Source organism: Azospirillum sp. SYSU D00513 (assembly GCF_017356015.1).
Classification (GTDB): Bacteria; Pseudomonadota; Alphaproteobacteria; order Azospirillales; family Azospirillaceae; genus Azospirillum.
Genome location: NZ_JAFIQV010000027.1, coordinates 97,933 through 107,741 on the forward strand (window position 1 = coordinate 97,933; position 9,809 = coordinate 107,741).

A 9,809-nucleotide genomic window follows, 5' to 3' on the forward strand; every position below is an offset into this window, starting at 1 on the left:
AAAACCCCTTTCCCGGCGGGAAAGGGGTTTTTTCCGTCATCAGGCCCGCGACGCCTCCGGGGCGGGCGGTTCGGCCCTCTCGTCGATCAGGTCGTAGATGTCCGGGTGCAGGCGGATGGTCCCGCCATTGTCCACCGTCGCCGTCCAGTAGACGAACTGGACGGGCACCGGCTTGCTCAGCTTGACCCATTGCGGCTCGCTCTTGGCCAGCATCTGGTCGATGCGCTCCGGCGAGACCCCCGAGCCGGCGAGCAGGACCTCGGCCATCCGGCGCGCATCCTCCAGCCGGACGCAGCCGGAGCTGACGGTGCGGATGTCGCGGTCGAACAGGCGGGGCTCGTTGGTGCCGTGCAGATAGATGCTGTCCGAATTGGTCAGGTTGAAACGGAAGCGGCCCAGCGCGTTGTGGTCGCCCGGCTGCTGGACGATCCGGACACGGCCCGGCGAGACGTAGGTCCAGTCGATCGTTTCCGGCGCCACGGCCTCTCCGTCCAGATAGACGACCGCCTGGGCGATGCCGGGGCTGCCCTTGGCGCGAAGCAGGGGCAGCTTGTCCTCCTTCATCACGGTCGGCGGCACGGTCCAGGTCGGGTTGACGATGATGTGCGTGATCCGGTCATGGAGCAGCGGCGTCTCGCGCGAGGGGCGGCCGACGATGGCGCGCATGGTCAGCGTCTCGTGGCCGCCCTGCACCAGGGTGGTGGTCTGGCTGGGCAGGTTCACCAGCACGATGGTGTCCGGGGCCGTGTCGCGGAACTGCCGCATCGAGGCGGCGCTGCGCCGCATGATCACCGCGGCTTCGCGGGGCGCGCGGTCGAGCGCGATGCGCGTTCCGCTGCCGACCAGCCCGTCGTCGCGCAAGCCTTGGGAGAGCTGGAAGGAGCGGACGGCGTTCTCCAGCGCGGGGTCGAACAGGTCCGTCCGCTGAGCTTCCGTCAGGAAGCCGAGTTCGATCATGCGCTGCGAGAGCCGCGCGACGCGTTCGCCCGTCATGCCGGGGCGCAGGAGCGGACCGGGTCCGACGCGGGTGACGGCCTGGGCCGGCATCGCGTCCAGCGCCCCGGCCGCCGCGTCCAGCTGGTCGGCCCAGGCGGTGAGCGTGTCGCGGTAGCCGGCCGTGGCGGCGGTTTGCGCCGCCGCGTCATGGCCGGTCCCGGCGATCAGGCCGCAGACGGCCAGCATCGCGAACAGGCGGACCGCCAGCAGCAGCGATGTCAGGGGATTGCTCGCCGAGGGGGCCTTGGTCGCGTGCATGCTCATACTCTTCGTCCTCGTTCCGCGGCGCAGCGCCGCACTCGGTGGGTCCATGTCTCCACGGAGGCTCCACGGGGCCGATCCTATACCCCGGTCGTCCCCCAGGCGAGAGCGTGGCCGTACCGCCACCCCCGGCTGTGCGGGACTGTGGCCTTCCTGCCGCGCTTCCGCTCCTTCCCGAGGAGCAGGGGTTACCGCTTCGACATAAGTCTCGACATAGGAGGAGCCTGTGTTTAATTGGTGAAATTTTGGTTGATTACCCCATCCCTCTCACCTATAGGTCTAACCCTGCATAGGACTTCGAAAGATAGTCCTCCTCCATTCGGGGGAAGGGATTTGCCGGCGAAGGAGGCCGGCAGCATTCGACCGTAGCAACAGGGCGCGAGGGGTGGGAATGCTTTTCGGCATGGGATTCGGCGCGAAGCCGGGCGGGAACACGGGCATCGGGTCCGCCGTCGACATCGATCCGGGGCGCCGCCGCTTCCTGACCTTCGCCGCCGCAGCGACCGTGACGGCGGCCGTTCCGGCTGTCCTCCTTCCCGCCGAGGCCGAGGCGGCCCCCAGGACGGGTGGCATGCGCCGCCTCGCCCTGCACAACATCAACACGCGGGAGAGCTTCGACGGGGTCTATTGGGCTCAGGGCGCCTACCGCGGCGACATGCTCCGCAAGCTCGACGTCCTCCTGCGTGACCACCGCGCCAAGCAGGTGTGCAAGTTCGATCCCCGGCTGTTCGACGTGCTGACGCAGGTGCAGCAGCGGCTCGGCACCGACGAACCCTTCCAGGTCATCTGCGGCTACCGGTCGCGCCGCACCAACGCCATGGCGCGCCGCCGGTCGCGCGGCGTCGCCAAGGAAAGCTACCACACCCGCGGCATGGCCATCGACGTTGCGCTGCCCGGCGTGGACCTGAAGCGGCTGGCCGACGTGGCGCGGGATCTCCAGGCGGGGGGTGTCGGCTACTATCCAAAGAGCGGATTCGTCCACATTGACGTCGGTCCCGTCCGCACCTGGTGAAACCTGCCGGTCACCGGCCCGCTGGCCCAGGGCCGGCGGAGCGACGGATGGCGGAACCAAGACGCTTTCCCTGCGGTTGCTGGGGTGGAACCCAACGCAGCAACAATCCGCACGGGACGCCATGTTTCAGAAGAACGATCTCGGACGGCTTCTCGCCGTCAACTCCGCCCCCGCGGTTTCCATGTTCCTGCCGACTCACACGGCGGGGCGCGAAATCCGGCAGGATTCGATCCGTTTCAAGAACCTGCTCTCCAAGGCCACGGACGCGCTGATCGAAAAGCACGGCCTGCGCCGCCCCGACGCGGAAAGCCTTTTGAAACCCGCCACCTCGATGCTGGACAGCGGCGAGTTCTGGCGCAACCAGGACCGCGGGCTGGCGGTGTTCATCGCCAACGGCATCGTCCAGCGCTACCGCGTTCCGGTCGAGCTGCCGGAGGAGGTGACCGTCAGCAACCGCTTCGCCGTCCGGCCGCTGCTGCCCCTTCTGGCCGATGACGGCAACTTCATGATCCTGACGGCCAGCGCTGGCGTGGCGCGCCTCTATTCGGCCACCCGCTTCGGCATCGCCGAGGAGGAGATCGACCTGCCCAAGGGCGTGGCCGACATACACGCCGAGACGGATTACGACAACACCCTGCACTCCGCGCCCGCCGCGCGGCATGGCGACCGGCGCGGCAGTGCCGTGAAGATGGTCGCGACCTACAATTTCGGCGAGGATCCCGAGGAACTCCGCAAGGCCCACCTGATCAGCTACATCGGGCGGCTCGCCGACGCGGTGGACACCCACCTGCGCAACTCCAACTTCCCCGGTCCGCTGGTCCTCGTCGCCGAGGATGAGATCCAGGGCCACTTCCGCAAGGACACGCACCCGCGCGCCCTGGTCGACCAAGGCGTGTTCGGGAACCCCGACGCGCTCGACGTCGAGGAACTTCATCGCCGCGCCTACGAGGTGGTGAAGCCGCTGTTCGAACAGTCGCGGCTTGCCGCGCTGGAGAAGTTCCGGGCGCTGAACGGCGACGCCGCGACCGCCGAGCGCACCCTGACGCGCATCGAGGACATCGTCCATGCCGCCCGCGAAGGCCGGATCGACACTCTTCTGATGGTCGAGGGCGAGAAGGCCTGGGGCCGTTACAGCGAGGAGTATGACCGCTATTTCCCCCACCTGACCCAGGTCGAGGGCGCGATCGACCTCATGGAATGCGCAGCGACGGAAACGCTGATGCGCGGCGGCCATGTCCATGTGGTCGACCGCGGCGACCTGGCAGCCGACACGGTGGCGGCGGCGATCCTGCGCTTCTGATCCGACGGCCGGGCGGACGCCTCTACCGCCGATGCCCGGACGGCAAAAGCCCCTCTTCCAGTTGGAGGAGGGGCTTTATCATGGCCTCGCGCCAATCAGCCGCGCGTCGGCGCCTTGGTGGCCTTGTAGATGTCGCTCGGGTCCCAGATGGCGCCATGGCGCCGCCGCGACTTGCCAAGCCCGTCGCCGGACGCCGCCTTGACCTTGCGCACGGACGGCGCGGGCCGAGCCTTCTCCTCGGTCATCGTGGCGGCCATGCCCGCCAGAGCCCCGCCCATGCCGCGCGCTCCGTCCCCACCCGCGGACGAGGCAGCGCCAGCCAGATCCCCGGCCGAGTCACTTCCCAGATCGCCTCCCAGGTCACCGATATGCGGCGACAGGCAGGCCAGCAACGCCAGCATCTCGTCCGCGACCGGGGACGGTGCCGCCCGCCACAGCCGCAGCAGCCGCGCCTCGCGCCGGCTGATCACCCCGTCCGCCGGAATGCTCGAGTCCGCGCCGCGTGCCGGACGGGTCGTGGCGTGGGGGTCGTCGTAACTGTCGAAGAAGAAGCTGACCGGAACGTCAAGAACTTGTCCGAGCCGGAACAAGGTTCCCGCCGATATCCGGTTCGATCCCCGCTCGTACTTCTGCACCTGCTGGAACGTCAGCCCTATGGCGTCCCCCAGCTTTTCCTGGCTCATACCCAGGAGGGTGCGGCGCATGCGAACGCGCTGTCCGACATGGGCGTCGACAGACCAGGACTCCGGCGATCCCCGTCGTCCTCTCCTCTGTGCCGATGGCTCATTCATTGCGTCCACACCTTATGCGTCGGTTAATACGAAGGCCGGGTTTGAAATGCGTTTTCACTTTCTTAATGAAACCTTACATCTTCTCTGGCCCATTGCAAGGAAAATAACATCAAATACTGCCTAACCGTGCAGAGATGGCCGCCTCTGCTCCTTTAGGATGGGCTTTTCCTTAACGATAGGGCAGAATGGCTCCCACATTTGAACTTTCGATACAGCACAATTCGTTTCGGAATGGAAACGATATTTGGTATTTCAGGCGCGTTCCGTTGCGAGAACTTTTCGAGTTCCAGTGGTATCCGGTGTTGGGCATTCATGGTTGCAGCGTGCAGCCCCAGTTTCCGCAATTCCGCTGTTCTCCGCAACCATTCTCAGCATACAAACGCATGACGGCGCCCCCCCCTTGCGCTGTGGGCCGATACAGCGCGTCACGCAACGATCAGGCTGGCTCCTGGCTTGGAAGTGGCGTGCCGACGGACATTAACCTCTTGTTAACCAAGAGAGTCTGCGGCTCTGTTTTCATACCGCCATGCGCCGCGTGACCTTGTGTATCAGGCGGAAGCGATGCGGCGTCAGAGGGCGTCCGGCGCCACGTGCCAGGGTCCACCGGGCTGCGCGAACCCTTCGATCTGGTCGCGCAGGTTCTGCACCTGGGAGGGGGTAAGCGCCACGCCATACTCCTCGTTGAAAGCGGCGGCGATCGCGCCGCGCGTTGGCCGGGTGCCGCCCGCCGCCAACCTGCGGTAGACGGTGAATCCCTCGACGTAGCGGTGTACCAAGTCCGGGCGCCCGCGAAGCTGGACGGTCTGGCGCGTTTCCGTGCCGCGCAGAAACGCCGCCAGGCGCCGGGCCGCCTCGTCCGGGGTGATGGCCGGAAGGCGCACGGCCGGCGCCGGCGGGTTGTTGGCTTGGGCAAGGCCCGCCGCGGCGCGGCGGCGGCGCTGGCGTTGGCGTTCGCCGTCACGCAGATGATCGGCGTAGAGCGGGTCGGCCCGCCGGCGCTCGTTGCGTGCTTGGTTGGCCCGCGCCTGACGCCGGGAGCGCAACTCGGCCGGGTCCGTTTCCGGCCCGCGCAGCAGGAACGCCATTTCCTCGGCCGTCAGGCGGAGCGGCGACTCGCCGGCCGGCGCCTTGTCGCCGTTCCCGTCGCCGCCCCCGTCCGTGTCCTGCTCCTCCGGCGCTTGGCCGTGGTCGCCGCCCTGTGCTCCGTCCCTGATCATGTCCGCCACCGGTGCTGTCCCCACGGGTAACAGCCCGGTCCCGCCGCGGGTTGCCCCATGCCCGAACCGGCACCGACCGGCGATTTCCTTCCCCACCGCCGGCCGCGCCCGTGCTAGACAGGGCGCCGCTCGACGACATCACAGAACACGGAACAGCGCCGCCATGACCCCCAGGCAAGCCCTCCAGCAGCGCCTCGCGGCTCTGGAAGCGCACCTGCGCACCGAGAATCCGAACCTGCTTCCGGTCATACCGACCTTCCGGTCCTTCGACCGGTTGCTGGTCGGCCTCGGCCTCCTGCGAAAGGATGAGTCGCTCGCCACGCGCATTCCCTGGTGGCCGATGGTCGCGGTGCTCGGCACCTTCTCGGCGGGCAAATCGACCTTCATGAACGGGTACCTGGGCGCGCCCCTCCAGCGCACCGGCAACCAGGCGGTCGACGACAAGTTCACCGTGATCTGCCATGGGCCGGAGGCGCGGGCCGAAGCGCTGCCGGGCACCGCGCTGAACGCCGACCCGCGCTTTCCCTTCTACCGGATCGCCGACGAGATCGAGAAGGTCGCGGCCGGCGAAGGCAAGCGGATCGACAACTATCTCCAGCTCAAGACGCTGAACAGCGAACGCACGCGCGGCAAGATCTTCATCGATTCGCCGGGCTTCGACGCGGACGACCAACGCCGCTCGGTGCTGCGGCTGGTCGATCACATCGTCGAGCTGTCGGATCTCGTGCTCGTCTTCTTCGACGCGCGCCATCCCGAGCCGGGCGCGATGCAGGACACGCTCCAGCATCTCGTCGCCAAGACGGTGAACCGGGCCGACGCGCGGAAGGTGCTCTATGTCCTGAACCAGGTGGACACGACGGCCAAGGAGGACAATCTCGAGGCCGTGTTCGGCGCCTGGCAGCGCGCCATCGCCCAGGCCGGGCTGGTCAGCGGCCGCTTCTACGCCATCTACGACCAGGCCTCGGCCCCGGTGATCGAGGACGAGGCCAAGCGCGCCCGCTACGAGGCGCGGCGGGACGCCGACCTGAAGGAAATCCACGGGCGCATCGGCGAGGTTGAGGTGTCCCGCGCCTACCGCATCATCGGGCTGGTCGACAGCATCGTGAAGGAGATCGAGGGCGAGCTGGTCCCGCTGCTGACCGGCGCCCTGCAGCGCTGGCGCCGTCTCGTGCTGATCGGCGACGCCGTCTGGGCGGCACTGCTCCTCGTCCTGTTCGGCACCATCGCCTATCTCGCCGGGGGAGAGGCGCTGTCCAACCTCGCCGGCTGGCTGGGCGCGTTCGGTTCGGATCTGTCCGGCGGCTGGCCGGTCGGGCTGATCCTGGCCCTGGTCCTGCTGGCGGGGCTGTTCGGTGCCGGGCACTTCTGGATCCGGGGGCTGATGGCGCAGCGGGTCGCCCGCACCCTGCCGGAGCGCATGGGCGAGGCGGAGCTGAACATCCGCGCCGCCTTCCTGAAGAACACCCGCTTCTTCCGGTCGGTCTTCGCCAAGGCGCCCACGGGCTGGGGCCGGCGCGCCCGCAAGCGCATCTTCGCCGTCCGCGAGGCGCTGGCCGGCCATGTCCAGCGCATCAACGACATCTACACCGACCCCACGGGCCGGCGGGGCAAGGCCGCGGCGGAGTAGGGAGGGGCGGCCGGGGCGGGGGCCTGGGTCGGGACCCGGGTCTCCACGGCGTGGGAAAGCCTCCCGCGCCGGACCGCCGCGGGCATTGCCTCTGGATGGCGGCATGCTATAAGACGCCCGTCTTGATCTGGAACAAGGGGCGCCACCCGTGGCGAACGATGCGTCGGTTCTGGTCCTGAACGGACCCAACCTGAACATGCTGGGCGTGCGCGAGCCGCACATCTATGGTTCGACGACGCTCGACGACCTGGAATCCGCCTGTCAGGAACGCGCCGAACAGCTTGGGCTGATCGTCGATTTCCGGCAGTCGAACCACGAGGGCGAACTGGTTTCCTGGATCCAGCAGGCGCGCACGGAGCATGACGGCATCGTCATCAACGCGGGCGCCTACAGCCACACCTCCGTCGCCATCATGGACGCCCTGATTCTGTCGGAGCTGCCGATCGTCGAGGTGCACATCTCCAACATCTACAAGCGGGAGCCCATCCGCCACCATTCGCACATTTCGGCGGTGGCGACGGGCGTGATCTGCGGGCTCGGCCCTCACGGCTATCTTCTGGCGCTCGACGCGCTGGCGCAGATCCTCGACCGCGACTAAGGATCCAAGGGAACAACGAACACCATGGCGAGCTTCGACATCGACGGCGATCTGGTGCGCAAACTGGCCGATCTCCTGCGCGAGACCGGCCTCAGTGAGATCGAATTCGCCGAGGGCGAGAAGCGCATCCGCGTCACCCGCCCCACGGCCACCCCGACGTTTGCCGTGCAGGCCCCGGCCGCGGCCCCCGTGCCGACGCCGGCCGCCGCGGCCGGCCCGGCGGCGAAGCCCGCCAACCATCCGGGCGCGGTGACCTCGCCCATGGTCGGCACCGCCTACGTGGCGGCGGATCCCGGCGGCACGCCCTTCGTGCGCCCCGGCGACACGGTGAAGGCCGGCCAGACCGTCCTGATCATCGAGGCCATGAAGGTCATGAACCCGATCAAGGCGCCGCGCGGCGGCACCGTGACCGAGGTGCTGGTGTCGGACTCCCAGCCGGTCGAGTTCGGCGAAGTCCTTATGGTCATCGAGTGAGCGGGGTCCATCCCTTGGCGATGTTCGAGAAGGTCCTGATCGCAAACCGCGGCGAGATCGCGCTTCGCATCCACCGCGCCTGCCGCGAGATGGGCATCAAGACCGTGGCGGTGCATTCCACCGCCGACGCCGACGCCATGCACGTCCGCCTCGCGGACGAGAGCGTGTGCATCGGCCCGGCCTCCGCGCGCGAAAGCTACCTGAACGTTCCGGCCATCCTGTCGGCGGCGACGATCACGGGCGCCGACGCGATTCATCCCGGCATCGGCTTCCTCGCCGAGAACGCCCAGTTCGCGGAGATGGTGGAGGAGCACGGCTTCACCTTCATCGGCCCGACCGCGGAGCACATCCGCGTGATGGGCGACAAGGTCACCGCAAAGCGGACGGTGATGGAACAGGGCCTGCCCGTCGTTCCCGGCTCCGACGGGCCGGTGTCCTCGCTGGAGGAGGCGGAGAAGGTCGGCCGCGAGATCGGCTATCCCGTCCTCATCAAGGCGGCGGCCGGCGGCGGCGGCAAGGGCATGAAGGTGGCGCGTTCCGCCGACCAGATGCGGGAGGCCTACCAGCTCGCCCGCGGCGAGGCGCGCGCGGCCTTCGGCAACGACGAAGTCTACATCGAGAAGTATCTCGGCAAGCCCCGTCACATCGAGATCCAGCTTCTCGCCGACACGCACGGCAACTGCCTGCATTTCGGCGAGCGCGACTGCTCGGTGCAGCGCCGCCACCAGAAGGTCATCGAGGAGGCGCCGAGCCCCGCGCTCAACGCCGAGGAGCGGCAGTTCATCGGCGAACTCGCCGCCCGGACCGCCGCCGCGATCGGCTATCGCGGCGTCGGCACGATGGAGTTCCTCTATGAAGAGGGGAAGTTCTACTTCATCGAGATGAACACCCGCCTGCAGGTCGAGCACACGATCACGGAGATGATCACGGGCATCGATCTGGTGCGCGAGCAGATCCGGGTCGCCACCGGCGCGCCGCTCGGCTACGGGCAGGACAGCATCCGCTTCCAGGGCCACGCCATCGAGTGCCGCGTCAACGCGGAGAACCCGGAGACCTTCGTCCCCTCGCCGGGCAAGATCGACGGCTATCATGCGCCGGGCGGGCTCGGCGTGCGGGTCGACTCGGCGCTCTACGATGGCTACCGCGTGCCGCCGCACTATGACAGCCTGATCGCCAAGCTCGTCGTGCACGGCACCACCCGGAACGAGTGCCTGATGCGCCTGCGCCGGACGATCGAGGAGTATGTGATCGGCGGGATCGACACGACCCTGCCCCTGCACGACCGGATCATCGCCGAGCAGGACTTCATCAACGGGAACTACGACATCCACTGGCTTGAAAAGCTGATGGCGAAGGGCTGAAACCGCTCGTTCCGCTTGCGGAACGGTGTCGGCGACAAGCCCTTCCCGGTCGGTAAGGCCCTTCCCCACGCCGGGGAAGGGCCTTTTGATGTGCGCCCAGCATGGGCGTTCTCTTGTGGGTGCAAGTCCCATCGTAAGCTGATCACGGCGAGCGAAGTGAAGCGCAACTGCG

Annotated in this window: 8 protein-coding genes and 1 pseudogene; 6 read left to right on the plus strand and 3 right to left on the minus strand. The window is 67.9% G+C overall.

Annotated features, from left to right (window positions below; translation table 11 throughout):
• Positions 1–39: 39 nt before the first annotated feature.
• Positions 40–1,260, minus strand: a complete 1,221-nt coding sequence (locus JUB11_RS19960; RefSeq protein WP_247887182.1) for a L,D-transpeptidase family protein — start codon at positions 1,258–1,260, stop codon at positions 40–42.
• A gap of 388 nt (positions 1,261–1,648) precedes the next feature.
• Between JUB11_RS19960 and JUB11_RS19965 the strand changes: the two genes are divergently transcribed.
• Positions 1,649–2,269 (plus strand): DUF882 domain-containing protein, encoded by a 621-nt coding sequence (locus tag JUB11_RS19965; RefSeq protein WP_207460328.1) that lies wholly within the window; start codon positions 1,649–1,651, stop codon positions 2,267–2,269.
• Between the two features lie 121 nt (positions 2,270–2,390).
• Positions 2,391–3,569 carry a hypothetical protein gene (locus tag JUB11_RS19970; RefSeq protein ID WP_207460329.1) on the plus strand — a complete coding sequence of 393 codons (1,179 nt, stop codon included), beginning with the start codon at positions 2,391–2,393 and terminating at the stop codon, positions 3,567–3,569.
• Positions 3,570–4,108: 539 nt separating this feature from the next.
• On the opposite strand, the pseudogene JUB11_RS19975 reads toward JUB11_RS19970, so the two are convergent.
• Positions 4,109–4,360: pseudogene (locus tag JUB11_RS19975) on the minus strand (helix-turn-helix transcriptional regulator); the annotation flags it as partial.
• Positions 4,361–4,929: 569 nt separating this feature from the next.
• On the minus strand, positions 4,930–5,577 hold the full coding sequence (locus JUB11_RS19980; protein WP_247887183.1) for a hypothetical protein: 648 nt from the start codon (positions 5,575–5,577) through the stop codon (positions 4,930–4,932).
• 163 nt (positions 5,578–5,740) lie between these two features.
• Here JUB11_RS19980 and JUB11_RS19985 point away from each other — a divergent pair, with 163 nt between their 5' ends.
• The 4 genes from JUB11_RS19985 to accC all read left to right on the plus strand — a co-directional run bounded on the left by JUB11_RS19985 (position 5,741) and on the right by accC (position 9,637).
• Positions 5,741–7,204 carry a dynamin family protein gene (locus JUB11_RS19985; protein WP_207460330.1) on the plus strand — a complete coding sequence of 488 codons (1,464 nt, stop codon included), beginning with the start codon at positions 5,741–5,743 and terminating at the stop codon, positions 7,202–7,204.
• A 148-nt stretch (positions 7,205–7,352) separates the two neighbouring features.
• Complete coding sequence (gene aroQ / locus JUB11_RS19990) at positions 7,353–7,802, plus strand: type II 3-dehydroquinate dehydratase (RefSeq protein WP_207460331.1); 450 nt, start codon at positions 7,353–7,355, stop codon at positions 7,800–7,802.
• Between the two features lie 24 nt (positions 7,803–7,826).
• Positions 7,827–8,276, plus strand: a complete 450-nt coding sequence (gene accB / locus JUB11_RS19995) for an acetyl-CoA carboxylase biotin carboxyl carrier protein (RefSeq protein ID WP_207460332.1) — start codon at positions 7,827–7,829, stop codon at positions 8,274–8,276.
• 20 nt (positions 8,277–8,296) lie between these two features.
• Positions 8,297–9,637 carry an acetyl-CoA carboxylase biotin carboxylase subunit gene (gene accC / locus JUB11_RS20000; protein ID WP_207460345.1) on the plus strand — a complete coding sequence of 447 codons (1,341 nt, stop codon included), beginning with the start codon at positions 8,297–8,299 and terminating at the stop codon, positions 9,635–9,637.
• Positions 9,638–9,809 lie beyond the last annotated feature (172 nt).

Coding starts and splice junctions, on each gene's coding strand:
- JUB11_RS19965 (WP_207460328.1), top strand. CDS start 1,649: ATGCTTTTCGGCATGGGATTCGGCGCGAAGCCGGGCGGGAACACGGGC.
- JUB11_RS19985 (WP_207460330.1), top strand. CDS start 5,741: ATGACCCCCAGGCAAGCCCTCCAGCAGCGCCTCGCGGCTCTGGAAGCG.
- JUB11_RS19970 (WP_207460329.1), top strand. CDS start 2,391: ATGTTTCAGAAGAACGATCTCGGACGGCTTCTCGCCGTCAACTCCGCC.
- JUB11_RS19980 (WP_247887183.1), bottom strand. CDS start 5,577: ATGATCAGGGACGGAGCACAGGGCGGCGACCACGGCCAAGCGCCGGAG.
- JUB11_RS19960 (WP_247887182.1), bottom strand. CDS start 1,260: ATGAGCATGCACGCGACCAAGGCCCCCTCGGCGAGCAATCCCCTGACA.
- accC (WP_207460345.1), top strand. CDS start 8,297: ATGTTCGAGAAGGTCCTGATCGCAAACCGCGGCGAGATCGCGCTTCGC.
- accB (WP_207460332.1), top strand. CDS start 7,827: ATGGCGAGCTTCGACATCGACGGCGATCTGGTGCGCAAACTGGCCGAT.